Source organism: Streptomyces sp. CNX435 (assembly GCF_059570575.1).
On the sequence record NZ_JCANTA010000023.1, the window covers coordinates 1 to 26,328 of the forward strand.

24 protein-coding genes are annotated in these 26,328 nt (G+C 73.8%); 12 read left to right on the plus strand and 12 right to left on the minus strand.

Annotated elements, in window-relative coordinates:
* The 3 genes from T328_RS28890 to T328_RS28900 form a co-directional block, all read left to right on the plus strand.
* On the plus strand, positions 1–789 hold a 789-nt coding region (locus tag T328_RS28890), incomplete at its 5' end, for a UDP-glucose dehydrogenase family protein (protein WP_496499147.1).
* Positions 790–820: 31 nt separating this feature from the next.
* A complete protein-coding gene (locus T328_RS28895; RefSeq protein WP_496499148.1) occupies positions 821–2,254 on the plus strand; it encodes a polysaccharide pyruvyl transferase family protein in 1,434 nt (477 codons plus the stop codon).
* Positions 2,254–3,330: a hypothetical protein gene (locus T328_RS28900; protein WP_496499149.1), complete on the plus strand. Its 1,077-nt coding sequence runs from the start codon at positions 2,254–2,256 to the stop codon at positions 3,328–3,330. Before T328_RS28895 ends, T328_RS28900 begins: the two co-directional genes overlap by 1 nt.
* A gap of 99 nt (positions 3,331–3,429) precedes the next feature.
* Here T328_RS28900 and T328_RS28905 read toward each other — a convergent pair whose 3' ends face one another.
* The 3 genes from T328_RS28905 to T328_RS28915 all read right to left on the minus strand — a co-directional run bounded on the left by T328_RS28905 (position 3,430) and on the right by T328_RS28915 (position 8,591).
* Complete coding sequence (locus T328_RS28905) at positions 3,430–4,332, minus strand: GH25 family lysozyme (RefSeq protein WP_496499150.1); 903 nt, start codon at positions 4,330–4,332, stop codon at positions 3,430–3,432.
* 390 nt (positions 4,333–4,722) lie between these two features.
* The gene (locus T328_RS28910; protein ID WP_496499151.1) at positions 4,723–6,579 is read right to left on the minus strand and encodes an ABC transporter ATP-binding protein; all 1,857 of its coding nucleotides are present in this window, start codon (positions 6,577–6,579) and stop codon (positions 4,723–4,725) included.
* Positions 6,576–8,591 carry an ABC transporter ATP-binding protein gene (locus T328_RS28915; RefSeq protein ID WP_496499152.1) on the minus strand — a complete coding sequence of 672 codons (2,016 nt, stop codon included), beginning with the start codon at positions 8,589–8,591 and terminating at the stop codon, positions 6,576–6,578. Before T328_RS28915 ends, T328_RS28910 begins: the two co-directional genes overlap by 4 nt.
* A gap of 375 nt (positions 8,592–8,966) precedes the next feature.
* Here T328_RS28915 and T328_RS28920 point away from each other — a divergent pair, with 375 nt between their 5' ends.
* The 4 genes from T328_RS28920 (at position 8,967) to T328_RS28935 (ending at position 12,645) form a co-directional block, all read left to right on the plus strand.
* The gene (locus T328_RS28920) at positions 8,967–10,208 is read left to right on the plus strand and encodes a L,D-transpeptidase (protein WP_496499153.1); all 1,242 of its coding nucleotides are present in this window, start codon (positions 8,967–8,969) and stop codon (positions 10,206–10,208) included.
* Between the two features lie 290 nt (positions 10,209–10,498).
* The gene (locus T328_RS28925) at positions 10,499–11,266 is read left to right on the plus strand and encodes an enoyl-CoA hydratase/isomerase family protein (protein WP_496499154.1); all 768 of its coding nucleotides are present in this window, start codon (positions 10,499–10,501) and stop codon (positions 11,264–11,266) included.
* A 301-nt stretch (positions 11,267–11,567) separates the two neighbouring features.
* Complete coding sequence (locus tag T328_RS28930) at positions 11,568–12,137, plus strand: ATP-binding protein (RefSeq protein WP_496499155.1); 570 nt, start codon at positions 11,568–11,570, stop codon at positions 12,135–12,137.
* Between the two features lie 34 nt (positions 12,138–12,171).
* On the plus strand, positions 12,172–12,645 hold the full coding sequence (locus tag T328_RS28935; protein ID WP_496499156.1) for a PaaI family thioesterase: 474 nt from the start codon (positions 12,172–12,174) through the stop codon (positions 12,643–12,645).
* A 43-nt stretch (positions 12,646–12,688) separates the two neighbouring features.
* Here T328_RS28935 and T328_RS28940 read toward each other — a convergent pair whose 3' ends face one another.
* Both T328_RS28940 and T328_RS28945 read right to left on the minus strand, forming a co-directional pair.
* A complete protein-coding gene (locus T328_RS28940) occupies positions 12,689–13,261 on the minus strand; it encodes a TIGR03086 family metal-binding protein (RefSeq protein ID WP_496499157.1) in 573 nt (190 codons plus the stop codon).
* A gap of 74 nt (positions 13,262–13,335) precedes the next feature.
* Positions 13,336–13,599, minus strand: a complete 264-nt coding sequence (locus tag T328_RS28945) for a hypothetical protein (RefSeq protein WP_496499158.1) — start codon at positions 13,597–13,599, stop codon at positions 13,336–13,338.
* A 145-nt stretch (positions 13,600–13,744) separates the two neighbouring features.
* Here T328_RS28945 and T328_RS28950 point away from each other — a divergent pair, with 145 nt between their 5' ends.
* Complete coding sequence (locus tag T328_RS28950; protein ID WP_496499159.1) at positions 13,745–15,553, plus strand: sensor histidine kinase; 1,809 nt, start codon at positions 13,745–13,747, stop codon at positions 15,551–15,553.
* Between the two features lie 63 nt (positions 15,554–15,616).
* Here the strand turns inward: T328_RS28950 and T328_RS28955 are convergent, their stop codons facing one another.
* The gene (locus T328_RS28955) at positions 15,617–16,312 is read right to left on the minus strand and encodes a response regulator (RefSeq protein WP_496499160.1); all 696 of its coding nucleotides are present in this window, start codon (positions 16,310–16,312) and stop codon (positions 15,617–15,619) included.
* Positions 16,313–16,517: 205 nt separating this feature from the next.
* Here T328_RS28955 and T328_RS28960 point away from each other — a divergent pair, with 205 nt between their 5' ends.
* The 3 genes from T328_RS28960 to T328_RS28970 all read left to right on the plus strand — a co-directional run bounded on the left by T328_RS28960 (position 16,518) and on the right by T328_RS28970 (position 18,686).
* Positions 16,518–17,147, plus strand: coding sequence for an Rv1733c family protein (locus tag T328_RS28960; protein ID WP_496499245.1), 630 nt, complete (start codon positions 16,518–16,520; stop codon positions 17,145–17,147).
* A 280-nt stretch (positions 17,148–17,427) separates the two neighbouring features.
* Positions 17,428–18,141, plus strand: coding sequence for a S1 family peptidase (locus T328_RS28965; RefSeq protein WP_496499161.1), 714 nt, complete (start codon positions 17,428–17,430; stop codon positions 18,139–18,141).
* 56 nt (positions 18,142–18,197) lie between these two features.
* Entirely contained in the window at positions 18,198–18,686 is a 489-nt protein-coding gene (locus T328_RS28970; protein ID WP_496499162.1) for a hypothetical protein, read from the plus strand.
* A 69-nt stretch (positions 18,687–18,755) separates the two neighbouring features.
* Here T328_RS28970 and T328_RS28975 read toward each other — a convergent pair whose 3' ends face one another.
* Positions 18,756–19,490, minus strand: coding sequence for an ANTAR domain-containing response regulator (locus T328_RS28975; protein WP_496499163.1), 735 nt, complete (start codon positions 19,488–19,490; stop codon positions 18,756–18,758).
* Between the two features lie 624 nt (positions 19,491–20,114).
* Here T328_RS28975 and T328_RS28980 point away from each other — a divergent pair.
* Positions 20,115–20,765 (plus strand): LysE family translocator, encoded by a 651-nt coding sequence (locus T328_RS28980; RefSeq protein ID WP_496499164.1) that lies wholly within the window; start codon positions 20,115–20,117, stop codon positions 20,763–20,765.
* Positions 20,766–20,881: 116 nt separating this feature from the next.
* Here T328_RS28980 and T328_RS28985 read toward each other — a convergent pair whose 3' ends face one another.
* The 5 genes from T328_RS28985 to T328_RS29005 form a co-directional block, all read right to left on the minus strand.
* Complete coding sequence (locus T328_RS28985) at positions 20,882–21,958, minus strand: hypothetical protein (protein ID WP_496499165.1); 1,077 nt, start codon at positions 21,956–21,958, stop codon at positions 20,882–20,884.
* 136 nt (positions 21,959–22,094) lie between these two features.
* Positions 22,095–23,117 (minus strand): hemolysin family protein, encoded by a 1,023-nt coding sequence (locus tag T328_RS28990; RefSeq protein WP_496499166.1) that lies wholly within the window; start codon positions 23,115–23,117, stop codon positions 22,095–22,097.
* Positions 23,114–24,523 (minus strand): hemolysin family protein, encoded by a 1,410-nt coding sequence (locus T328_RS28995; protein ID WP_496499167.1) that lies wholly within the window; start codon positions 24,521–24,523, stop codon positions 23,114–23,116. Before T328_RS28995 ends, T328_RS28990 begins: the two co-directional genes overlap by 4 nt.
* Before the next feature lie 234 nt (positions 24,524–24,757).
* Positions 24,758–24,922 carry a hypothetical protein gene (locus T328_RS29000; RefSeq protein ID WP_496499168.1) on the minus strand — a complete coding sequence of 55 codons (165 nt, stop codon included), beginning with the start codon at positions 24,920–24,922 and terminating at the stop codon, positions 24,758–24,760.
* A gap of 4 nt (positions 24,923–24,926) precedes the next feature.
* Complete coding sequence (locus T328_RS29005; protein WP_496499169.1) at positions 24,927–26,279, minus strand: DUF2252 domain-containing protein; 1,353 nt, start codon at positions 26,277–26,279, stop codon at positions 24,927–24,929.
* Between the last annotated feature and the right edge of the window lie 49 nt (positions 26,280–26,328).

Sequence of the window (26,328 nt, forward strand, 5' to 3'; positions counted from 1 at the left end):
GCCGAGGAGGTGCTGCGGGAGGTCTACGCGGGTCCGGTGGGCGCGGGTACGCCGTTCGTGGTCGCGGACTATCCGACCGCGGAGCTGGTGAAGACGTCCGCGAACGCGTTCCTGGCCACGAAGATCTCGTTCATCAACGCGATGGCGGAGGTCTGTGAGGCGGCCGGCGGTGATGTGGTGAAGCTGGCCGAGGCCATCGGCTATGACGACCGGATCGGCAGGAAGTTCCTGCGTGCCGGTATCGGCTTCGGAGGTGGCTGTCTGCCCAAGGACATCCGTGCGTTCATGGCCCGTGCCGGGGAGCTGGGCGTGGACCAGGCTTTGACGTTCCTGCGTGAGGTTGACTCGATCAACATGCGCCGCCGCGTGCACATGGTGGAGCTGGCCCGTGAGGCGTGCGGGGACACCTTCCTGGGCCGGCGCATCGGCGTCCTGGGCGCCGCGTTCAAGCCCGACTCCGACGACGTACGCGACTCCCCCGCCCTCAACGTCGCCGGACAGATCCACCTCCAGGGCGGCCAGGTCACCGTCTACGACCCCAAAGGCATGGACAACGCCCGCCGCGTCTTCCCCACCCTGCGCTACGCCGACGACGCCGAGGACGCGGTCCGCGGCGCGGACGTCGTCCTGCATCTCACCGAGTGGAGCGAGTTCCGCGACCTCGACCCACGGCGGCTCGCCCGGGCCGCCGCCACCGCCCACCTCATCGACGGCCGGAACACCCTGGACCCGGCGCCCTGGCGCGCCGCGGGCTGGACCTTCCGCGCCATCGGCCGTCCCGCGCTCTGATCGACTCCACAGGACAGGAATCGCCCCCACCATGAAGAACATCCTCATCCGCTCCGGCAAGAGCCCCTTCCACGTCGCGACGCGGACAGAGGTCGTGCAGCAGGACCTCATCGGCACCAACTCCGGGAACCTGCTGTTCAGCGACGCAGCCCACAAGCTGCTCCTGACCCCGGACACCGAGGTCACGTCCAACGGCATCAGGACGGACTCCTCCAAGGAGCGCGCGGCACAGATAAACGACCAGTACGACGCCTTCGTCGTCCCCCTCGCCAACGCCTTCCGGCCGTCGTTCGAAGCCTCGCTGGCCAGGCTCACCAGGCTCATCGAGCAGCTGTCCATCCCCGTCGTCGTCATGGGTGTCGGCGCCCAGGTCGCCGCGGACTACGACACCGAGCGGCTGAAGTCCATCGAGACGTCGGTCAAGCAGTTCATGAAGGCCGTGCTCAAGCGGTCCGCGTCGGTGGGCGTACGCGGCGAGCTGACCGCCGGCTTCCTGAACGAACTCGGCTTCAAGGACGTCGACATCATCGGCTGCCCGTCGATGTTCCTCTACGGCGACACCTTCCCCGAGATCCGCAAGACCGGCGCTGGCATCACCGACGCCTCCCGGATCGCGATCAACGTCTCGCCGGACGCCTCCCGCGTCGGCCCCATCGCGGCCATCGCACAGCGCGCGTACGAGCGCTTCGACGACCTCGCGTACTACGCGCAGAACCTCACCGACGCCGAGCTGCTGCTCTGGGGCGACACCTCCGCCGAGAAGGGCCTGGCCCCCGAGCTGCCGACCGCCGCCGCACACGGCCTGCTGCGCGACGACAAGACCCGGGTGCCCACCGACCCGTACGGCTGGATGGCCGAGCTGCGCGAGCGCGACTTCGCCTTCGGCACCCGCATCCACGGCAACATCGCCGCGCTGCTCGCCGGCACCCCCGCCGTCGTGCTCGTCCACGACTCGCGCACGCTCGAACTCTGCCGCTACTTCGGCATCCCGCACGAGATGCTGGCCGAGCTGCCGGCCGACGTCGACCCGGCGAAGCTGTACGAGCGGGCCGACTTCACCGGGCTGCACGACGGCCACCAGGAGCGCTGGGACCGCTTCGCCCGCTTCCTCGACCGCAACGGCCTGCAGAACACCTACACCCACGGCGACCGGGGCGCCGCCTTCGAGGAGCGCATGGCCGGCCTCGACCTGCCGCCCTCGATCCGGATGTGGGACGGTTCCGACGACGGCGCGTACGGCTACCGCTTCGCCTGGCTGCACGAGCGGGCCGACATCGCCCGCAAGCGGCTGGACGCCGCGGTGCGCCGCGCCACGGAGCTGAAGGAGCGCAACGAGGAGCTGGCCGGGCAGGTCGAGCGGCTGGAGAAGCGGCTCGCGACGCTGGAGCGGCGCGTCACCGCCATGGACAAGCGGCCGATGGCCCGCCTCGGCGCGGCCCTCAAGGGCCGGGGCGGGCGGGACTGATGCCGCAGCGGCAGGGCGCGCTCCCGCCGGGCACCCGGCTGGTGCACATCGGGCCGCACAAGACCGGCACCACGACGCTGCAGGGGGCGTTCCACCGGGGGCGGCGCGCGCTCGCCGCCCACGGCGTACGGTACGCCGGCCGCTCGCGGCAGCCCGCGCACGCGGCCGCCGCGATCGCCGGCGGCACGCCCGTGCACAGCCTGGAGGCGCCGAGCATGGCGCACTGGGAACAGCTGTGCGCGGAGGTCGCCCGCGCGGGGCGGCGGCGCCGGGTCGTCGTCAGCAGCGAGCGCTTCGCCAACGCCGACGACGACACGGCGCGGGCGGTGGTCGACGGGCTCGGCGGGGAGCGGGTGCACGTCGTCGTCACGCTGCGTCCGCTGCTGAAGATCCTGCCGTCGCAGTGGCAGGAGTACATCAAGACCGGCGCCCACCACGCGTACGACGACTTCCTCGACGGCGTGCTGCGCAGGCCGCCGTACGACAAGCCGACGCCCTCGTTCTGGCGGCGGCACCGGCACGACGCGCTCGTGGCCCGCTGGGTGAAGGCGGCCGGCGCGGAGAACCTGACGGTGGTCGTCGTCGAGCAGGCCGATCCGCTGTGGCAACTGCGGGCCTTCGAGGGCCTGCTGGGGCTGCCGGAGGGGCTGCTGGAGCCCGAGCGGGACGGGTTGACCAACCGGTCGCTCACGGCCGCGGAGGTGGAGGTGCTCCGGCTGGTCAACAAGGAGCTGGCCCGGGGCCGGCGGCCGGCGGTGGAGCGCAAGCTGGTGCGCGAGGCGCTGGTGCGCGAGCTGCGCGGGGCGTACGTGCCGGAGGCGGACGAGGCGCGGATCGCCACGCCGGCGTGGGCGCGGCGGGCGGCGGGCGAGGTGAGCGCCGAGATGGTCGCGGGGATCCGCGAGTCGGGGGTACGGGTGGTGGGGGACCTGGATTCGCTGGTGCCGGCGGCGGGTGCGGAGGAGCCGGGTGCGGAGGAGCCGGTCGGGGGTGCCGCCGCCGAGCCGCGGCTGCCGGTGTCCGCGGCGCACGCGGCGGTGGCGGGGGCGCTGTCCGCGGCGGCCGAGGCTCCGTAGGGCCGGGGCCGTCGGAGCGCACTTCGGTGTCTCGGCGCGCGGAAGGGGCCGGCCGTCGTCAGGCCGGCCCCCTTCCGTCGCGTGCCGTCCCCGCCCGGGTTACCGGGTGTTGTTCGCCAGCGCCAGCAGCCGGGAGCGGCTGCCGTTGAACTTGTCGCGGTCGACGTTGCCGGAGATGCCACTCACCCGGCCTTTGCTCGTGTACTGCCACACGGTCCAGAACGGGAAGCCGCGCGGGATGCTCGGGCGGTTGGCGGACGTCCAGTGCGCGGCCCACAGCGGGCTGCGCGACGACATCCCGCTCCAGTTGCCCGTGCAGGTGTTCCACCAGCTCGGGCTGGTGTAGATGACGACGTCGCGCTTCGTCCTCGACTTGTACGTCTTGTAGAAGTCGAGGATCCAGTTGCGCATCGCGGTCCGCGAGAGCCCGTAGCACGTTGCGCCGGACGGGTTGGACTCGATGTCCAGCACGCCGGGCAGCGTCAGGTTGTCACGGGACCAGGCGCCGCCGTTGGAGGCGAAGAACCTGGCCTGGGCCGCACCGCTGGAGTTGCCCGGCCGGGCGAAGTGGTACGCGCCGCGGATGACGCCGGCACGGTACGCCGCCGGGTAGTTGCGGTTGAACGACGGATCCTTGTAGGTCGTACCCTCCGTCGCCTTCATCCAGGCGAACTGGATGCCGGCGCGGCGCACCGACGACCAGTTGATGCGGCCCTGCCAGTGCGAGACGTCGATTCCCTGCACGCCGCTGGTGTGGCCCCGCGGGCTGTACTCGGGGGACGACTGCTCCTCGTCGACTCCCATGCCCATGTACGCGTAGCCCAGTGGCACGGGGTTCTTCTTCTTGGCGTCGTTGCCGTCCGCCGGTGGGGAGGCGGCCGACGGCGCGGTGAGCCCCGCGACCAGGGCGAGGGATGCGCCGAGGACGACGGCGGCGCCGGCGCGGGTGCGGCCGGCGCGGGCCGAGAAGGGGCGGTGGGTCGGTGATCTGTGCAAGTGCATCGCGGCCTCCTGGCACTCGTGTGCTCTGTGGGGGTGGGGAGAGGCGGTGCTGGGTGATGCTCATACGAACAGACCGGCATTCTGATGCGAACACGACAAATGTGACTGCGTGGGAACGCCTGTCTGAGAAGGGGGGACCGCCACCCTTTATGGCCCAGTCCAGTGACGCGTGCGGTGAGCTGCGGTTACCGGAGAGGGAATCGTCAACTTTCATGGGGTGAAAGCCGCAACGAAGAATAGCATTCCGGTCACGGACAGTGCGGGATCGGACACGCTGTGCATCTAGTCGGTCATCTCCACCCGACCCGACCCCCGACACGGCCGAACACCGGCGGCCGGACTCCTGGGCAGGGCCGGCCGCGCGGGTACGGACGTCAGCCCGTGCTGTCCTCAGCCCGTGCTGTCCTGCCACGCCTGGTGCAGCGCCGCGAATCGGCCGCGGTCGGCGATCAGCGTGGCCGGGGGGCCGTCCTCGACGACGCGGCCCCGCGCCATCACCAGCACCCGGTCCGCTATCTCCACCGTGGACAGGCGGTGCGCGATGACCACCGCCGTACGTCCGCGCAGGACCGTGTGCATCGCCTGCTGCACCGCCTGTTCGCCCGGGATGTCCAGCGACGACGTGGCCTCGTCGAGGATCACCACCGCCGGGTCCGCCAGCAGCGCGCGGGCGAACGCGACCAGCTGGCGCTGGCCCGCCGAGATACGCCCGCCGCGCTTGCGCACGTCGGTGTCGTAGCCGTCCGGGAGCGCCGTGATGAACGCGTGGGCGCCCAGCGCCTTCGCCGCCGCCTCGATCTCCGCGCGGGTCGCGTCCGGGCGGCCGATCGCGATGTTCTCCGCCACCGTGCCCGAGAACAGGAACGCCTCCTGCGTGACCATCACCACCCCGCGCCGCAGCTCCGCGTTCGCGATCTCCCGCAGGTCCACGCCGTCCAGCAGCACCCGGCCCGCGCTCGGGTCGTAGAACCGCGCCAGCAGCTTGGCCAGCGTCGACTTCCCCGCGCCCGTCGAACCGACGACCGCGACCGTCTGCCCGGCCGGGACGGTCAGGTCGAAGCGGGGCAGCACCTCCCCGCCCGTACGGTACGAGAAGCCGACGGCCTCGAAGCGCACCTCACGGCCCGGCAGCCCCTCCGCGCGCGCTGGCAGCGGGGTCGGCTCCGCGGGCTCGGCCACGCCCGGCCGCTGCGCCAGCAGCCCGGCGATCTTCTGCAGCGACGCCGCCGCCGACTGGTAGGAGTTGAGGAACATCCCGAGCCGGTCGATGGGGTCGTACAGCCGCCGCAGATACAGCACCGCCGCGGCCAGCACGCCGAGCGCGAGCCCGCCCTCCGCCACCCGGTACGCGCCCCACAGCACGATCGCCGCCACCACGACGTTCGCCGTCAGCCGGGAGGAGACGACGTAACGGGCCATCTCCAGGATGGAGTCGCCGTTGACGCGCTCGTGCTCCCCGTTGAGCCGGTCGAAGTCCGCGTCGTTCGTGCGCTCCCGGCGGAACGCCTGCACCGGCCGGATGCCGTTCATCGTCTCGACGAACTTCACGATCACCTGAGCGATCGCCGTGGACCGCTTCGTGTAGATCCTGATCGAACGCCGCTGGAAGTTGCGGATCAGCGCGTACAGCGGCACGAACGACAGCAGCGCCGCGCCGCCCAGCCCCAGGTCCAGCCAGAGCAGCAGCGCGGAGATGTACACGACCTGGAGGATGACGACGATCAACTCCTGCAGCCCCTCGCTCAGCAGCTCGCGCAGCGACTCCACGTCGCTGGTGGAGCGGGAGATGAGCCGGCCGGAGGTGTAGCGGTCGTGGAAGTCGACGTCGAGCGCCTGCGCGTGGCGGAAGATACGGCCGCGCAGGTCCAGCAGCACGTCCTGGTTGATCCGCGCGGCGGCGCGCACGAAGGTGTGCTGCAGCAGCCCGGAGGCCAGCGCGCAGACCGCGTACGCGATGCCGACCGCGATCAGCGGGCCGTGGTCGTCGCGGCGCAGCGCGGGCACGGCGTGGTCGATGGCGTACGCGACGAGCAGCGGACCGGCCTGCACCGCGGCCTGCTGCAGCAGGATCAGCGCCGCCGCGGCGGCGACGCGACGGCGGTGCGCGGCGAGCAGCGAGCCCAGCAGCGTGCGGGACGCGCCGTCGGGCGCGGGCAGCAGGTCCTGGTCGAACGGGTCGCCCTGCGGGCGCGGGCGGTCCTCGTCCGGCTCCTCGCCGCCGGGTCTCTCGGTGACCGTCGCCGTCATCGCCGCTCCCCCTCCTCGTCGTTCGCGGTCGCCGCCGCGTCCTCGTCGTCCTCGTCCCACCGCGCGGTCTTCTCCTCCGCCACGCCCGCCATCAGCGCGCGGTACTCCGCGCTGCCGTGCAGCAGTTCGTCGTGCGTACCCACGGCCGCGATCCGGCCGCCGGACAGCAGCGCCACCCGGTCGGCCAGCAGCACCGTCGACGGCCGGTGGGCCACCACCAGCGCGGTGGTCGTCGCCAGCACCCGCCGCAGCGCGGCCTCGACCAGCGCCTCGGTGTGCACGTCGAGCGCCGACAGCGGGTCGTCCAGCACCAGGAACCGCGGCCGGCCCACGATCGCCCGGGCCAGCGCCAGCCGCTGGCGCTGGCCGCCGGAGAGGCTGAGTCCCTGCTCGCCGACCTCCGTGCGGTGGCCGTCCGGCAGCCGGTGGACGAAGTCGGCCTGGGCGATGTCCAGCGCCCGCAGCAGGTCGTGCTCCTCGGCGTCGTACGAGCCCATGAGCACGTTCTCGCCGGCGGTGGCGGAGAAGAGCGTCGGCTCCTCGAACGCCACGGCGACCAGCTCGCGCAGCTCGTCGCGGGGCAGGGCGGTGATGTCCCGGCCGTCGAGGCTGATGCGGCCGGCGGTCGGTTCGTACAGCCGCGGGACGAGCGCGGTGAGCGTGGTCTTGCCGCTGCCGGTGGCGCCGACGAGGGCGAGGGTCTCGCCGGAGCGCACGTGCAGGTCGACGCCGTCGAGTACGGGCGTGGCGGCCCGCCCGGCGTCGGGGTGGCGGAAGACGACCCCGGCGAAGCGGATGCCGTCGGCGGCCCGGGGCGGGGGCCCGGCCTCGGGCCGCGGTTCGGGAGCGGGCCCGGTGCGCTGCGCGGGAACCGGGGCGACGGGGGCGACGGGGGCGACTTCGGCGACCGCGGCGGCCTTGCGGTCCGCCGCGTCGGCCTCCGGTTCGTCCATCACCTCGAAGTAGCGGTCCGCCGCGGTCGCCGCCTCGTTGCACATCGCCAGCAGGAACCCGATCGACTCCACCGGCCAGCGCAGCGCCATCGCCGTGGACAGGAACGCCACCAGCGTCCCCGCCGACAGGTCGCCGTCCGCGACCTGCACCGTCCCCAGCACCAGCGCCGCGCCGATCGCCAGCTCCGGCAGCGTCATGATCAGCGCCCAGATCCCGGCCAGCAGCCGCGCCTTGTGCAGCTCGGTGGCGCGCAGTTCACGGGTCAGCCGGCGGAACGCGTGCGCCTGGCTGCGGTGCCGGCCGAAGCCCTTGACGATACGGATGCCGAGCACCGCCTCCTCGACCACCGTCGTCAGGTCGCCGACCTGGTCCTGCGCCCGGCGCGCGGCGCCGAAGAAGCGCCGCTCGAACGCCGAGCAGAGCGCCACCAGCGGGATCACGGGCGCCAGCAGCACCAGCCCGAGCGTCCACTCCTGGGCGAGCAGGACGGCGCAGCCGACCGCGATGGTCGTGCCGTTGACGACCAGGAACGTCATCGGGAAGGCCAGGAACATCCGGATGAGCTGCAGGTCCGTCGTGCCACGGGAGAGCAGCTGGCCGGAGGCCCAGCGGTCGTGGAAGGACACCGGCAGCCGCTGCAGCCGCCGGTACAGGCTCGCCCGCATCGACGCCTCCACCCCGGCCAGCGGGCGCGCCACCAGCCAGCGGCGGAAGCCGAACAGCGCCGCCTCCGCGACGCCCAGGGCGAGGATCAGCAGCCCGCCGAGCCACACGCCCGCCGGGTCGGAGTCGGCCACCGGGCCGTCCACGAGCCACTTGAGCACGAGCGGGATGACCAGCCCGATACAGGACGCGAGGATCGCCACGCCGGCCGCGGAGAACAGCCGTACCCGCACCGGCCGGACGTACGGCCACAGGCGCAGCAGCGAACGGACCGCGGAGCGGTCCTGGCCGCCGTCCGCCGCCGGCGGTCTTTCGGGGTCGTCGGCGGTGGTGTCGGCGGTGGTCGGGGAGTCGGCGGGGTCGGGCTCTTCGGTGCGTGGGGCGGCGGCAGGCATCGCCTTCGAGCCTACGTAAGGGCAGGCCGGGCGCTCACCCCGATTTCTCGTTTTCCCTTCTCCTGACCGTAGGTCAGGACGGCACCCGTCCGTGGCGGTACGGACAGCGGCCCCGGCAGCGCGGCGGCCGGGGCGCGGGAGAAGCGGAAGTGGAGGTCATCGGGTTGCAGTTGCACCCGGCGCACCCCGGGATGGCACCGGATTATCGTGCCGCGGGCGCCTTTTGCGTGGACGTATCGGGGAAGGATCAGTTGGGACCGAACGGTGACAATCGCGTGGCCTTACTTCCGGGTGGCTGGGGATACCTTGAACGCAAGGGCGCGGTTACCCGCGCGGGGGAATCTGGCTCGGTGCGGCCGAGGGGAGAAAGCGGCGTTGAAGGTGGAGCGGATACGAAGGGGACGTACCCGGAACAGCCTGTCGGCGCTGCTGACCGGCGTCGTGCTCGTCCTGGTGACGGCGTGTGGGGGATCCGACGGCGGGGACGACGACAAGCGCAAGGGCGGCTCGGGTGGTTCGGGCGGCGCGGGCGCCGGTGAGCAGAAGTCGTCGCAGGCGGTCGTCGAGATCACGCCGAAGGACGGTGCCGACGCCGTCGGTACCCAGGGCGAGCTGAAGGTGACCGCGGCCAAGGGCAAGCTCGTCTCGGTGAAGGTGGCGGACGAGAAGGGCGCCGAGGTCGAGGGCGAGATCTCGAAGGACGGCGCCGAGTGGAAGCCGGCCGGGCACCTGCGTACTCAGACCCAGTACAAGGTGCACGCCGTCGCCCAGGACTCCGACGGCCTGGAGGCCGTCAAGGACGCCTCGTTCACCACCGTCGTGCCGGAGAACTCCTTCATCGGCTACTTCACGCCGGAGGACGGCAGCACCGTCGGCGTCGGCATGCCGGTGTCGATCAACTTCAACCAGCCGATCGCGAACATGGCGGAGGTCGAGGAGGCCATCGAGGTCACCGCCGAGCCCGGCGTCGAGATCGAGGGCCACTGGTTCGGCGACCAGCGCCTGGACTTCCGTCCCGAGCAGTACTGGGAGCCCGGCACCGACGTGACGCTCAGCCTGCGCCTCGACGGCGTCGAGGGCGCGGACGGCGTCTACGGCAAGCAGCACAAGGACGTCAGCTTCGAGATCGGCCGGCGCCAGGTGAGCACGGTCGACGCCGACAGCAAGAAGATGAAGGTCGAGCGGGACGGCAGCGTCGTCAAGACCATCCCGGTGACCACCGGCGCGCCGTCCACGCCGACGTGGAACGGCAAGATGGTGATCACCGAGCAGTTCGAGGTCACCAGGATGGACGGCGAGACCGTCGGCTTCGGCGGCGAGTACGACATCAAGGACGTACCGCACGCGCAGCGGCTGTCCACCTCCGGCACGTTCATCCACGGCAACTACTGGGCCGGCCAGTCCACCTTCGGCTCGGCCAACGCCAGCCACGGCTGCATCGGCCTGTACGACGCCCGCGGCGGCGGCGACAAGTCGACACCCGGCTCCTGGTTCTTCCGCAACTCCCTGATCGGCGACGTGGTCGAGGTGAAGAACGCCAAGGACGAGGTCATCGCCCCGGACAACGGCCTCAACGGCTGGAATATGTCCTGGGACGAGTGGATCGCGCCGCAGTAGTCCCGGGCCGCGGTGTGCCGCGGCCCGATCCGGCGAGGTCGTCCCCGCGGGGCCCGGTGTGTGAGCAAGCGCACCGGGCCCCGCGGCGCGGGGGCCTGTGTCGGAAGTCCCGCCTGCGCCGCGACCCCTGGCACGGCACCTCGCTGCGTTGTCGCATCGTCCGAATACGACCCGGTATGCGGACGACGCTCCGCCTTGCGATGCACCGCACCAGACGCCGCGGCGCCCGCCCTCCGGGCGGACGACGGGACTCCCGACACAGGCCCCTGCGAGCGCTAACGTGTGGTGCCATGACTGCATATCTGGAGGTCGCCGAGGGCGTCGGTACGCTGCGCCTGGACCGCCCGCCCATGAACGCCCTGGACATCGCCACCCAGGACCGTGTCCGCGAACTCGCCACCGAGGCCGCCGGCCGTGCCGACGTGCGCGCCCTGGTGGTGTGGGGCGGCGAGAAGGTCTTCGCCGCCGGTGCCGACATCAAGGAGATGCAGGCCATGGACCACGCGGCCATGGTCGCGCGGAGCCGGGGGCTGCAGGAGTCCTTCACGGCGCTGGCGCGGGTGCCCAAGCCCGTCGTCGCCGCGGTCAACGGGTACGCCCTGGGCGGCGGTTGCGAGCTGGCGCTCTGCGCCGACATCCGGATCGCCGGCGAGGGCGCGAAGCTGGGGCAGCCGGAGATCCTGCTCGGGCTGATCCCGGGCGCGGGCGGCACGCAGCGGCTCGCCCGGCTGGTGGGGCCCGCGCGGGCCAAGGACCTGATCTTCACGGGCCGGATGGTCAAGGCCGACGAGGCGCTGACGCTCGGCCTCGTGGACCGGGTGGTGCCGGACGCGGAGGTGTACGAGCAGGCGCACGCCTGGGCCGCGCGGCTGGCCAGGGGGCCCGCGATGGCGCTGCGGGCGGCGAAGGAGTCGGTGGACCACGGGCTGGAGGCGGACCTGGAGACGGGGCTCGCGCTGGAGCGGAGCTGGTTCGCGGGGCTGTTCGCCACCGAGGACCGGGAGATCGGGATGCGCAGCTTCGTGGAGAAGGGGCCGGGCAAGGCGGAGTTCCGCTGAGCCCGCCCGGGCGGGTGTGCGGGGGCGGCCCGGCCGTCCGGCCGCCCGGCCGCGCCCGCGACGCTCCGTGACACTACCCCCGCGCGGGGGTGGTGACCGCCTTAAGCAAGACTTAAGCGTTTCGGGCGATTTGGTGGCGTGTGGGCAGCGATCGGCGGGATGTTCGTGCAGCTCAGGCGGGCGTGGCTACGTCCACGTAGCCCTGGCATATGCCCGTGGACCCTTACGGAACGTAGGCTTCCGCAGGATTTGTTGGCGCGGAAATGCTCCCAAAGCCGTCCGCCCGCGCCATCATGTGGCCATGGCGGGCCTTGAGGAATTCCAGCAACTCCACCGGGATCAGGCGGCGCGTCCGGCCGCCGTCGTACGACGGCCCGGCGGGCCCCTGCCGCTGCCGTCGCCCGCCTACCGGAGCTTCCCCACCACCGCGCCGGCCGGCGGGCCCGCCGGGGACGCGGCCCCCATCGAGCGGTGGGGCAACCCGGCCGTCGACGAGGTGCGGCTGCCCTCCAGGCCCGAGTCCGCCGCGGTCGCCCGCCGGCTCGCCGATGCGGTCGTCGTCGGCCACTGGAGGATGTCGCCGCGGTGCGCCGAGCTGGCCGTGCTGCTGGTCTCGGAGCTGGTCGGCAACGCCGTACGGCACACCGGGGCACGCACGTTCGCGCTGCGCATGTCGTGCCGGCGCCGGCGGATCCGGATCGAGGTGCGCGACCCCTCGCGCGCGCTGCCGTGCCTGATGCCGGTGCGCGAGATGGACACCAGCGGGCGCGGGCTGTTCCTGATCGACCAGGTCGCCGACCGCTGGGGGGTGGACCTGCTGCCGCGCGGCAAGTGCACCTGGGCCGAGCTGCAGCTGCCCGAGAGACCCTAGGAGCGCGGCCCACCAGACATTACCGTTGGGTCACATGACGGACCTCGGGATCGACTTCGCCCAGAAGGTGCTCGACGAGCAGGCGTTCAGCCGGCTGCTCGGCGCCCGGATCACCGCGTTCGCGGACGGCGCCGCGACGCTGGAGGTGGACATCCGCGACGACCTGCGGCAGCAGTCCGGCTACGCGCACGGCGGGCTGCTCGCCTACGCCGCCGACAACGCGCTGACGTTCGCCGCCGGGACGGTCCTGGGCCCGGCCGTCATCACCGGCGGCTTCTCCGTCCAGTACCTGCGGCCGGCGCGGGACGGCACGCTGCGGGCCGAGGCGTACGTGATGCACGCGGGCCGGCGCCAGGCGGTCTGCCGCTGCGACATCTACGTGGTGAACGGAACCGGCGGCGCGGGCGGCGGAGACGGCGGGCGCGCCGGGGACGGTGCGGGCCGCGGTGAGCTGTGCGCGGTGGCGCAGGGCACGATCCTCACGGCCCCGCAGCGCGCCGGCACGTAGACCCGGAGAAGCAACGGGCGCCGGACCGCGGCGCCCCGCCGCTTCAGGCGCGGCGGCCCGTCAGGCCCAGCAGCCGCGTCTGCGCGTCGGCGTTCGCCGGCACCGGCACCGGGTCGGCGAAGAGCCCGCTCGCCGCCAGCATCGAGGTCTGCGGCTCCACCTGCTGCAGCGCGAACTCCGCCAGCTCCGCGGGCAGTACGTCGTCCGCGCCGATGCCCCGGGCCAGGTCCCAGGAGTGCACGACGGCGTCCACGGCCATCTCCGTGCAGTACGCCTCGGCGGGGCTGTCCCCGTAGCTCAGGTGCACCGTACGGGAGAGGGCCACCGGCCCTGAAAAGGCGGCGCGGGCCTCGGCCGCGGCGTCGTCCCAGACGGCCACCGGGTCGTCGCCGAGCTGGTCGCCGTCGAACCGGTCGCCCAGCTCCTCGACCGTGTCCCCGGCGAGCAGCGGCGGCACCCACAGCTGCTCCACGGTCAGGTGGTTGACGAGATCCCGCACGCTCCAGTCCGTGCACGGCGTGGGCCGCGACCACTGGTCGGGCCGTATCCGGTGGACGTACCCGGCGAACAGGTCGAGCGCGGCGGCGTGCAGGGCCAGGGTCTCGTTCTCTGCCATGCGCCCACCGTAAGGCCGGGCACCGACAGTCCGCTCGCCGAGCGGAACCCCGCCCCGTCCCGCGTTCCCGGCCGCTAGCGGTCCGAGGCATCCTCGGGCTCGTCCTCGTCGTCATGCGGGTCGCGCCCGCGCGCCGCGCGCCGCTCCGCGCGCTTGCCGCCCTCCTCGCCCGCCTCGCGCTCCTCGTGCACGTCCGGCAGCAGTACCCCGCCGTGGCCCTCCCGGCCCAGGCCCAGGCCCCGGTCCGGGCCGCCGGCCGGCCTCCCGGGCGCCGCCCGGCCGCGCGGCGCCCGGCGGGCGCTGTTCCTCTCCTCGTCGCGGGCTCGCTCATCGCTCATGGCGTCCACAGTGCGTGAGGCTTTCCGCAGCCTCTCGCCGCGTCGTGCATTCGGGTGACCGGGAACGGCTCCCGGAGCGTGACGACCTGGCTACGGTGGTGCAGGGGGGTGCTGTCTGACCACCCGGGGTCCTGTGGGGGATGCGATGGCGACAAGCGGACACGGAGGCGGGCAGCTGCCCCGGCTCCAGCTCGACCAGCTCCTCGACGAGCTGCAACTGCGCATCGACGAGGTGCGCGGCACCCAGGACCGCGTGCACAGCCTGCTGGAGGCGGTGCTCACGGTCGGCAGGGAGCTGGATCTGGGCCAGGTTCTGCGGCGGATCGTGGAGGCCGCGGTGGTGCTCGTCGACGCCGAGTACGGGGCGCTCGGCGTGATCGAACGCGGCGAGCGGCTGGCGCAGTTCATCCAGGTCGGTATCTCGGTCGAGCAGTACAAGGAGATCGGCCCGCTGCCGCGCGGCCACGGTGTGCTCGGCGAGCTGATCCGGCACCCGGAGGCGCTGCGCATACAGGAACTGCAGGACCACCCGTCCTCGTACGGCTTTCCGGACAACCACCCGCCGATGCACTCCTTCCTGGGCGTGCCCATCCGGGTCCGCGACGAGGTCTTCGGCAACCTCTATCTGACGGAGAAGCGCGGCGCCAAGGAGTTCGACCGCGAGGACGAGGCGGTCCTGCAGACGCTCGCGGTGGCCGCGGGCGTGGCGATCGAGAACGCCCGGCTGTACGAGGAGGCCCGCCGCCGGCAGCGCTGGATAGAGGCCGGCGGCGAGGTGACCAACACCCTGCTCTCCGGCGCTCACGAGGAAGAGGTGCTGGGCCTGATGCTGGACCGGGCCCGCAGCATTCTCAAGGCCCGCCTCGGCACCGTCGCGCTGCCCGCCGAGGGCGCCGACGAGCTGCGTATCGTGCTCGCCCAGGGCACCGCCGCGGACGAGTTGGAAGGGCGCACGCTGCCCATGAAGGGCACGCTGTCCGGCGCGGCGTTCACCAGGGTGGAGCTGGCGATCAGCGACGACCTGACGCAGGACCCGCGGGTACGCGACAGCGTGCTGCCGATGAGCGGCCTCGGCCCGGCGGTCGCCGTGCCGCTCGGCACCAGCGACGGGCTGCGCGGCGTGCTGCTCGTCGCCCGCGAGGCGGGCGGCGAGCGCTTCGGCCCGGAGGAGACCGACGCCCTCGTGGGCTTCGCCGGGCAGGCGGCGGTGGCCATGGAGCTGGCCCAGCGGCGCCGGGACGCCGAGCAGCTCGCGCTCTACGAGGAGCGCGACCGCATCGCCCGGGACCTGCACGACCTGGCCATCCAGCGGCTGTTCGCCACCGGCATGACGCTGCAGAGCGCGGTGCGCTTCGTGACGCATGCGGAGGGCGCGGAGCGGCTGCTGCGCGCCGTGGACGACCTGGACGACACCATCAAGATCATCCGTACCACGATCTTCGGCCTGCGCCGGCACGACGGGCCGAGCGCCCAGGGGCTGCGGCTGCGCGTGCTCAGGCAGGTCAAGGACTCCGTCGCCACCCTGGGCTTCACGCCCGCGTTACGCACCGAGGGGCTGCTCGACACGGACGTGCCGGCGCCGGTCGCCGACCACCTCGTCGCGGTGCTGGGTGAGGCGCTGTCCAACGCCGCCCGGCACGCGGGCGCGTCGGCCGTCGACGTCACGGTGATCGCCGGGCAGGGGCTGGTCGCGCTGACGGTGACCGACGACGGGCGCGGGCTGCCGCGCGGCGGGCGGCGCAGCGGGCTGGCCAACATCGCGGAGCGGGCCCGGGAACTCGGCGGCGAGCTGACCCTGGACCCGCCGGCGGGCGGCGGTACGCGCCTGGTGTGGCGGGTGCCGCTGGACCGCCGGGCAGCGCAGGACCGGGGCGGTGCGGCGGCGGAGCGGGACGGGCGGGAGGACGGAGCGGACGATGCGGACGGGAGCGCTCCGGACCGTGACCGGGGGTGAGCGGCGCCGTACGGAAGCGCCCGCGGGGCGCCACCGGCGGCGCGGCGTCCGGGCGCCGGCCGGTCACGCGTCCGGGGGCCGGCGGGTCTTGCTGGCCAGCACCGCCGCCTGGATGCGGCGTTCGACGCCCAGCTTGGAGAGCAGCCGCGAGATGTGGTTCTTCACGGTCTTCTCCGACAGATAGAGCCGCAGGCCGATCTGCCGGTTGGTCAGACCCTCGCCGATCAGCTCCAGTACGTCGAGCTCACGCGGCGACAGCGCGGCGAGCACGTCGTTCTCCGGCGTCGACGGGGCGTCGTCGCGGCGCAGGCTGGTCATCAGCCGGGCCGTGGTGGCGGGGTCGAGCATGGACTGCCCGGAGGCCACGGTCCGTACCGCGGAGACGAGGTCGCCGCCCTTGATCTGCTTGAGCACGTACCCCGAGGCGCCCGCCATGATGGCGTCCAGCAGCGCGTCGTCGTCGTCGAACGACGTCAGCATCAGGCACGCCAGCTCGGGCATCCGCGAGCGCAGCTCGCGGCAGACCCCGATCCCGTCGCCGTCCGGCAGCCGCACGTCCAGCACGGCGACGTCGGGCCGCAGCGCCGGGCCGCGGGCGAGTGCCTGCTCGAACGTGCCGGCCTCGCCCGCCACTTCGATGCCGGGCTCGGCGTCCAGCAGGTCGCGCAGGCCGCGGCGGACGACTTCGTGGTCGTCGACGAGGAAGACCCTGATGGGGCGGGCCGCAGAGAACTGCCTTTCCACTGACACGTCGGGCACCTTTCAGCTGCTGTGCGGCTGGCTCGATCGTCCTCGGCCGCCGTGGCCGGGGGTAGGGCCGAACGGGCCCATGGTCGGCGCGGCCCGGGCACCCGGATGCTACGGCCGTGGGACCGTCCCCGCCGCGTTCTCGCCGGAACCGGGCCGAAGGTGCGACAGTCGGTAAGAGACCCTTTACTCGGGCGTAAGGGAAGCGGGATTGGGGGTGCCGATGGCCGCGGACGCGGGCATGGGGCGCGAGGGGTACCGCCCGGTGCGCAGGGTGTGGAGTCGCCGCAACCCCTTCAGGCGGCGTACGGACGTGCTGGAGGGCTGGGCCACGTTCGGTGCCTTCGCGGTGTTCGCCATCGGCGGCACCGCGGCCGGCTGGGCCGGGGCGTCCGCCGTACACGAGGAGTTGAGCAGCCGGAGCGCGGAGCGGGAGCGTACGACGGCGGTGCTGCTGCAGGACGCGCCGGCGCCCTCGATGCTGCGGGCCGACGCGTGGTCGGGCGGCAAGACGCTCGCCAAGGTGCGCTGGCGGGACGCGGACGGCCTGCCGCAGACCGGCCGTACCCGGGTGACCGGCGGGCTGCCCAAGGGCGCGCACGCGGAGATCTGGACGGACTCGACGGGTCGGCGCGCCGTGGACCCGCCCCCGCCGCGAGTGGACACCGGCGTGCAGAGCGCCATGGCGGCGGGCGCCGTGGCCGGGGCGGTGGGGTGCCTGGCGTTCGGCTGCCGGACCGTGGTGCGCGTACGGCTGGACCGCAGGCGCGCGGAGGAGTGGGAGCGGGACTGGGCGCGGGTGGAGCCGTACTGGCGGCAGGGGAGCGCGGGGCCGTCCGAGCGGTAGCGGGCGGGCCGTCCGCCTGTGCGTACACGCGCGCGCGTACGTGTACGGGGCGTAGGGGCGGCGCGTACGGGACGGATCGCGGGGCGCGGCGGACGAAGGTGAGCCGGTACGGAGCCGCCGTCGGCACCGTACCGGCCCTCACCCCCCACGCCACGGCTCGCCGAGGCGGAACCAGCATGCCCCGCGGGCCGCGTACCCCCATAGGGCCGAACGGCTCTTCTGTACGGGGCGGTCGGCCCTGCGCGACAATGCGCTCGCCGACCCCACGACGGGAGGATCCGTGAACCCACGTCGCGCTCCGCTCACCCCGCACCCCGCCGCTCCGCGGCTCTACGCGCCGGCGGCGGTGCTCGCCGCCCTGCTCCTCGCCGTGCTCACCGCCCTCGCCCCGCCCGCCGCCGGGGCGCAGGAACAGGCCGTCCGCGGCGGCGACACGCTCTACAGCAGCACCGGCCTGTCCTGCCCGGTCGGCTTCAACGCCGGGCGCGGCACGGAGCGTTACGCCCTCATGCAGGGCCACTGCGTCCGCGACGCGGGCACCGTCTGGTACGCGGACGCGGCCCGGACGGTGGAGGTCGGCCGGACCGACGACGTGCACTTCCCCGGCAGCGACTTCGCCCTGATCCACTACACGAACCCCGACTTCACCTACCCCGGGGAGATCTCCTCCGGATCCGGCCAGGCGATCGGGATCACCGGCGCCGCGGAACCCGGCGTGGGGCAGAAGGTGTGCCACGCCGGCCGCAGCACCGGTCTGCACTGCGGCACGGTCACCTCGATGGACATCACCATCAGCTACCCCGAGGGCACGGTGACGGGCCTGTTCCAGTCCAACGTCTGCGTCGAGCCCGGCGACGGCGGCGGGCCCGCGTTCTCCGGCGGGACGGCGCTCGGCATCATCGTCAGCGCGAACGGCACGTGCAGCGTCGGCGGTGAGACGTTCTACCAGCCGGTGGTCCCCGCGCTTGAGGAGTACGGGCTCACCCTGCCCTGATCCGAACGGCCGCCGGGCTCGGGGGCGTTGTCAGTGGGCTCGGATAGAACTGATGTATGAATGCTTCGGATGCTCGACGACAGCACTACGCCTTCGCCCACGCCGTGCTCCGCGATGTCGCCCTGACCGCACCGGAGCGCCTGCTCGCCGCCGCGCTCGACGGCTCGCTGGACGCCGGGTTGCGCGCGCTGTGGCGGCGGGCGGGGGCGGGCCTGCCCGCCGCGGAGCGGCTCGCCGGCGAGTGGCCGGCGGGCCGGCTCGTCGGCCACGACTCCGTCCTCGTCACGCTGCCGCCCGCGGTGGCGCCGCCCGAGGCGCACTTCGTGCTGGTCACGGCGCCGCTGGGGGCGCCGGTGCGGTATGCCACGCTGGAGGCGTCGCCCGACCCCGCCGGGCGGCCGGCGGCGATGCTGTGCCTGTGGGCGATGACGGCGGACGGCCCGGCCCACGCGAGCACGCTGCAGTTCCTGCCGCCGCGCGAGGACCGGTTCCTGGACGCCGCGATGGAGCTGCCCAGCGTGCCGCCGACGTTCGCCCTGTCCTGACCGCCTCCACCGGTCCGACCGGCTCCGGCGACTCCGACCGGCCCCGGCCAGCCGCCGCACCGGCGGGATTCAGCCGTCCTGCGCCGCCGGGTCGAGCCCGTTCTCGACCACCTCGCGGGCCACGTCGGTCAGCGGCCGGCGGGTGTTGCGGGCGTGCCCGCGCAGCAAGCGGAACGCCTCGTCGACGGCGATGCTCCGGCGCTGGGAGAGCGCGCCCTTGGCCTGCTCGATGACGACGCGCGAGTCGAGGGCGTTCTGCAGCTGTGCCGCGACGGCGGTCTGCTCGGCGACCGCGCGCTGCTGCAGGATGCCCATCGTCGCGACGTCGGCGAGCGCCTGGACCAGGCGCAGCTGTGCGGCGTGCAGGGTGCCGGGCCGGTCGTGGAAGAGGGTGAGCGCGCCGACCGCCGTGCCCCGTACCCGCAGCGGGGCGGCGGAGACGAGGGCGAAGCCCAGCTCCAGCGCCCGGCCGGTGAAGCGGGGCCAGTCGGCCCGCGCCCGCGGGTGCGCGAGCGGGGTGGCCGGCAGCGGCCCGGCGGTGCGGCAGCAGTCGACCGCGGGGCCCTCGCCCCACTTCACGCCCGCTAACTCCAGGGCGCGCGTGCGCTCGTCGGAGGCCGAGGCCGTCGGCGCGGCACCGCCGCCGGCGGCCAGGACGACTCCCGCGGCCGTGACGTCGACGAGCCGGGCGCAGTGCCGCGCAAGCCTGCGCGCGTGCTGCTCGACGTCGAAATCGCTGACGAGGGTGTCGGCCAGCTCGACGAACGCGGCGGCCAGACCTTCCTCTCGCGACTCCTCGGACATGGGTCGTCACCTCGTTTCGCGGCTCCTGTGCCGGCCGGATGTGCGGCCGTACGTGCCGCCGGAGAGCACACGCGACCCGCTGCCCGCAAGCGGGTACGGGGGCTGAACTCGGGAGTGGTTCCCGGTCGAGCGTGAGCGCGCGGCGGGACGTGCTCCCAGCGATGGGCGCTCGCTCGTGCTCCGGCGACGGCCCACCGGGGTCCGGGGTGGTCGTGGCAGACAACCTTAGACGGCTGCGGATCGGGCGGCGAAGCAGCCCCGCGGAGGCGAGCGTTCAGGCGGCGTTCAGGTGGCGTTCGGCGGTCGAACGGATCGCGTCGCGCCACGCGGTGAAGCTGGTCCGTGCTGCGACTCCGCAGGCCGAAGCATTCATCTGTGGAGCGTGCGCCCGCCGGGGGCGCGATTCCCCGCGGGCGGCGGCTTCCTCGCCGCGCCGGCACGGGGGACGGCGTCCGGGCGCGGGACGGCCGCACCGCGGACGCGCGTCCCCCCACCACACCGTGGGACACGACCCTCGCACGCGGCCGGACGCCGGCAGGCGCCAAGGCCGTACGGGTACGACGGCGGCGGACCGGCGCGGAAATCGGTCGCCCGGCGCGGGGGCGCGGTGCGAGTATCGCCGCCATGGTCGACATGTCCCTCCTCGCCGCCTTCATCGGGGCGATCTTCGTGCTCTCCATCACCCCGGGCCCCGACATGATGTTCATCGTGGCGATGGGCGGCCGGGGCGGCTCCGGCATGGGCGTCATGGCCGCGGCGGGCGTGGCCTGCGGCATGCTCGTGCACGCGTGCGCCGCCGCCCTCGGGCTGTCCGCGCTCTTCGGCGCGCTGCCGGTGCTCTACCACGTGCTCCGCTGGCTCGGCGCCGCCTACCTCCTCTACCTCGCGGTCCGCGCCTTCCGGGACCGCTCCGTGCCCGGCGGCGAGGACGACGCGGCCGAGGGCGCCGACGCCCGGCGGACCGGGCCACGGCCGCGGCGGGCGTTCTGGCAGGGCATGATCACCAACCTGCTCAACCCCAAGGTCATCATGTTCAACATCGCGTTCCTGCCGCAGTTCGTGGACCCGGACCGCGGCCATCTGCCGCTGCAGCTGCTCGTCCTCGGCGTCACCGGCGTGGTGGTCGGCTTCTGCGTCGACGGCTCCGTCGGCCTGCTCTCCGGCCGGCTGTCGCGGGCGCTGCGCCGCAGCCGCCGGCTGGCGCGCGGGCTCAACATCTTCAGCGGCACCGTCTTCGCGGGCCTGGCCGTACGGCTGGCGGCCACCCCGCGCTGAGCCGACCGGCACCCGGGCCACGGCCTTCCGGGGACCCGGTCGTCCGGAACCGGCTAGTCCGGGACCGGCTAGTCCGGGGCCCGTTCGTCCGGGGCCCGTTCGCCGGCGGACCGCCGTCACGCCGAGGTGAGCCCCGCCCGCCGGCCGGACTCCGGGGCGAGCAGCGCCCAGGTGCGCTCGTCGCCCCACGCCGAGGCCGGGTCGACGTACGGGCGCAGCAGCTCGTCCAGTTCGGGGTCCGCGAGCCCCGCCAGCGCGTCGGAGGCCCGCTTGCGCGCGATCCCGGCGAGGAAGTCGGCGAGCTGCACCCGCGGATCGGTCTCCGCGTCGATGAAGCGCAGCGTACGCAGCCGCGCGCCGGGCGGCCGGCACACCTCGTACAGCCGCGCCACCCGCTCCTCCGTCAGCGCCGTCTGCCGGTCGTGCACGACGGTCACCGCCGCGCCGTCCCGCCCCCAGTACGCGACCGCCGCGGCGAGCGCCGGCAGCAGCGAGTCCAGCGTGGGCACCGTCCGCGGGTCTTCCAGGAGCGCGGTCCGCAGCTCCGCCACCCGCGCCCCGGCCTGCCCTACGAACCGCAGGATGCGCCCGGCCTCGCCCGGCGCCCCGTCGCGGTGCAGCGCGTCGGCCAGCTGGAAGAAACCGTCGGCCGAAGTATCCGCGCCGCGGCGGGTGTTGACCCACATCAGCTCGTTGAACGAGGCGAGGAACGCCTGCCAGCGCTCCGGGCCGTAGACGAGCGGGCCCTCGCGGTACAGCGCGCCCGCCGGCCCGCGCGCGTGCACGCCGCGCAGCATCGCCGCGGCGTCCGCCGGGTCGGTCCGGGCGACCAGCAGGTCGACGATGCGGGCGACGGCGAAGAACGCCTTCTCGGTCAGGTGCACGCGGGCGCGGCCGGGGAGGGGGCCGGCGGGGCCGAGGAACCACAGCATCGTGCCGCGGTGCTTCTCGCGCTGCAGGTGGTTCGCCTTGTACACGGTCGCGGGGGAGCGGATGCGGTCCCGTAGCTCCCGGATGCACTCGGCCGCGTCCGCGGCCGGGACCGTCACGCCGGCGTGGGCGAAGACGTCGGTGATGCCGCCGACGAGGTTCTCGCCCTCGTAGCCGGACTCGTCACAGAACAGCTCCAGACCGGGGCCGGGGGACGCCGCGGCGGCGGCGCCCGCGGGCACGCCGGGGTGCCGACCGTGCATGAGCCGCCTCCCGCCGTCGCCGAGAGCGCGACCGTACCGCGGCCGGTCCCCGCACACGAGGGGTTTTCCCACGCGCCGCCGCCCACCGGCCGTCCCCTCCGCCAGGGTCTGTCGTTGGATCTCGCTGGGTCGCGTGTCACGCCGCGGCCGGTGCGGGGCCTACTAGCTCCGACAGGACGTCCTCCATGGTGACGAAGCCCAGCACCCGCCCCTGGTCGCCGGTGACGGCGGCCAGGTGGCTGCCGGCGGCGCGCAGCGCGGTGAGTGTGTCGTCGAGCGGGGTGTCGCTGGCCACCCGGGTCATCGGGTGCAGCGCCGTATGCGGGAACGGCGCGTCCCGCTCCGTCACGCCGAGGGTGTCCTTGATGTGCAGGTAGCCCAGCAGCGCCCCGCCGGCGTCGGTGACCGGGAAGCGGGAGAAACCCGCCTCGGCGGCCACCCGCTCCAGCCGGGCCGGGGTGATCGTCTCGTCGACGGCGGTCATGGTGCCCGCGGGCACCAGGATCTCGCCGACCGGCCGGGTGCCCAGCTCCAGCGCGTCCCGCAGCCGCTCGCCGTCGGCCGGCTGCAGCAGCCCGGCCTGGCTGGCGTCGGTGACCATCCGGGCGAGCTGGTCGTCCGTGAAGACGGCGGCCACCTCGTCCTTCGGCTCCACCCGCAGCAGCTTCAGCAGCCCGTTCGCGAAGGCGTTGATGCCGAAGACCACCGGCCGCAGCGTGCGGGTCGCCGCGACCAGCGGCGGGCCGAGGAGCAGCACCGTGGGCACGGGCGCGGCCAGCGCGATGTTCTTCGGGATCATCTCGCCGACCAGCATGTGCAGGTACGTCGCCACCGTCAGCGCGATGACGAACGCGATCGGGTGCACGGCGGCGTGCGGCACGTGCGCCGCCGCGAAGGCGGGCTCCAGCAGGTGAGCGATGGCCGGCTCCGCGACCGCGCCCAGCACCAGCGAGGAGACGGTGATGCCGAGCTGGGCGGTGGCCATCATCGCCGAGAGGTGCTCCAGGCCGTAGAGCGTGATGCGGGCGCGCTTGTGCCCGCGCCGGGCCTGCGGCTCGATCTGGCTGCGCCGTACGGAGATCATCGCGAACTCCGCGCCGACGAAGAAGGCGTTCGTGACCAGCGTCAGGGCGCCGATCCACAGCTGCAGCGCGGTCACCGGCGGACCTCCTCGGCGGCCCGGCGGGGCCCGGGCGCGTTGACCGTGCCCGCCGCGTTGCCTGTGCCGCCTGTGCCGCCTGTGCCGCCTGCGCCGGCTGTGTCGCCGGCGGGAGCCGTGATGCGTACCCGGTCCGCGCGGTGGTGCTCGACGGCCAGGACCTCCAGCCGCCAGCCGCCGTGGTGCACCGCGTCGCCCTTGGCGGGGATGCGGGCCAGCTGCGTGGCGATCAGCCCGGCGACCGTCTCGTACGGCCCCTCCGGGGCGTCCAGGCCCAGCTCCGCGAGCTGGTCCAGGCGGACGCTGCCGTCCGCCTCCCAGCCGGGCCGGCCGTCCGCGCCGACGCCCGCCGGCTGCAGGTCGGGCAGCTCTACCGGGTCGTGCTCGTCGCGTACCTCGCCGACGACCTCCTCCACGATGTCCTCCATCGTGGCCACACCCGCGGTGCCGCCGTACTCGTCGATGACGACGGCCATCGTGCGCCGCTCCCGCAGCCGCTCCAGCAGCCGGTCGGCGGGCAGCGTCTCGGGCACCAGCAGCGGCTCCGTGGCCAGCTCGGTGACGCCCGTCGCGGCCCGGGCGCGGGGTTCGAGGGCGAGCACGTCGCGGATGTGTACCGTGCCGACGACCTCGTCCAGGCTGTGCGCGTAGACGGGGAAGCGGGACAGTCCGGTGGCGTGGGCGAGGTTGGCGGCGTCGGCGGCGGTGGCGCCGGACTCCAGCGCCTTGACGTCGACGCGGGGCGTCATGACGTTCTCCGCGGTCAGCTCGTGCAGGTGCAGCGTACGGACGAACAGCTCGGCGGAGTCCGCCTCCAGCGTGCCGCCCGCGGCGGAGTGCCGGGCCAGCGAGACCAGCTCGTCGGGCGTGCGGGCCGAGGCCAGCTCCTCGGCGGGCTCCAGTCCGGCGCGGCGCACGACGCGGTTCGCGGTGCTGTTCAGATGGCGGATGAACGGGCCGAAGGCGGCGGTGAAGCCGCGCTGCGGGCCGGCCACCGCCTTCGCCACGGCCAGCGGCCGGGCGATCGCCCAGTTCTTCGGCACCAGCTCGCCGATCACCATCAGCACCACCGTGGACAGCGCCACGCCCAGCACGGTCGCCACCGGCGAGGCCGCGCCGCCCAGGCCGAGGGCGGCCAGCGGGCCGCGCAGCAGGGTGGCGAGCGAGGGCTCGGCGAGCATGCCGATGACCAGCGAGGTCACGGTGATGCCGAGCTGGGCGCCGGAGAGCTGGAAGGTGAGCCGGCGGACGGCCTTCAGGGCGCCCTCGGCGCCCCGCGCACCGGCGGCGGCGGCGCGTTCCAGGTCCCCGCGCTCCACGGTGGTCAGGGAGAACTCGGCCGCCACGAAGATCGCGCAGGCCAGGGTCAGCGCCAGGGCGGCGAGCAGCAGGAGGATCTCGGTCACCGTGCCACCCCCGCCCCGTCACTCGGTTTCCGGCGGGCTGTGGCACGGCTGGTACTGGGAGGTTCGCCCATTGCGGGACGCTGCTCCTTCGCGATCGTCGGTGGGGTGTCGGGAGTGTCTCGTATCGAGTGTCTCCGACACCAGGGTAAAGGGATGCTAAACCGGCGTGCACGCCCGCGACCAGGCGCGGGCCGCGGCGTCCCGGCGCGTGGGCGCGCGGGCGGGCGGTCGGCGTCAGGTGAGCGGCAGCGGGTTGTCGTTGCGGTGCAGCCAGCGCAGGTACGTCTCCGTGGACCTGGCCGCCTCGCGGTACGCGTCCTCCAGCGCGGTGTAGACGGCGTGGAACTCGCCGTCGGTGGTCGACGCGGCCCGGGCGGCCGGCAGGCAGCCGAAACCCATCGCGCTAGCGACGAGTAGTCGACAGGCCGGCGATCCGCCCGTTGCGGAAGAGGTCGACGAAGATCTGGTGGTCGACGCGCGCCCGTACGCCGTAGTCGTGCGCGAAGTCCACCAGCATCTCCGTGAACCCGTCGGCGTCCGCCGAGATCGCCCCGTCGATCGCCCGCTCGGTGGAGAACGGCACCAGCGAGTGCCCGCTCTCCGCCACGTCCGCCGCCGCGTGCATGGTGGCGGTGGCCCGGCCCAGGTCGCCCACGACGGCCCTGGCCTGCTCCGGGTCGTCGATGTCCGACCAGTCCAGGTCCACCGCGTACGGCGACACCTCCGCGACCAGCTGCCCCGCCCCGTCCAGCTCGGTCCAGCCCAGCCACGGGTCGGACGCGGCCTGCAGCGCGCGCTGCGAGATCACCGTGCGGTGCCCCTCGTGGCGGAAGTAGCCGCTGATCGCCGGGTCGGTGATGTGCCGTGCGACCGCCGGGGTCTGGCCGCGCTTCATGTAGATGACGATGTCGTTCTCCAGGGCGTCGCTGTGCCCTTCGAGGAGGATGTTGTACGACGGCAGCCCCGCGCTGCCGATGCCGATGCCCCGGCGGCCGACGACGTCCTTCACGCGGTACGCGTCCGGGCGCCGTTCCCGGCCGCCGGCGGGCAGCGTCTCCAGGTACCCCTCGAAGGCGTCGAGCACCCGGGCGCGGGTGGCCGCGTCCAGCTCGATGGACCCGCCGCCGGAGGTGAAGCGCCGCTCGTAGTCCCGTACCTCCGTCATCGACTCCAGCAGGGCGACGCGGGTGTGCGCGCGGGCGGCGCGCAGCGCGCCGAGGAGCGGGCCGGTGGCGGTGTCGAGGGTGAAGGGCGGCACCTCGTCGTCCTTGGCGCCGGAGGCGAGGGCGCGGATGCGCTCGCGGTAGGCGCCGGCGTAGGCGCGGACGAGGCCGGAGATCTGCTCGTCGCTGAGCGCCTTGGTGTAGCCGATGAGCGCGAGGGAGCCGGCCAGCCGCTTGACGTCCCAGGTGAACGGGCCGACGAACGCCTCGTCGAAGTCGTTGACGTTGAAGACGAGCCGGCCGTTGGCGTCCATGTACGTGCCGAAGTTCTCGGCGTGCAGATCGCCGTGGATCCAGACCCGGGCGGTCTGCTCGGTCAGGAACGGGTCGCCGCGCTCACCCGCCGCGTTGGTCTCCAGGTCGTGGTAGTAGAGGCAGGCGGTCCCGCGGTAGAAGGCGAACGCCGAGGCGGCCATCTTGCGGAACTTCAGCCGGAAGGCGGCGGGGTCCGCGGCGAGCAGCTCGCCGAATGCGGAGTCGAAGACGGCGAGTACCTCCTCGCCGCGCTGAGCGTCCTTGGTGTCCGTGACCATGCGGCTCACGATACCGGCGCGGGTAGCGCGTGAGCGGGCGCCGCTACGG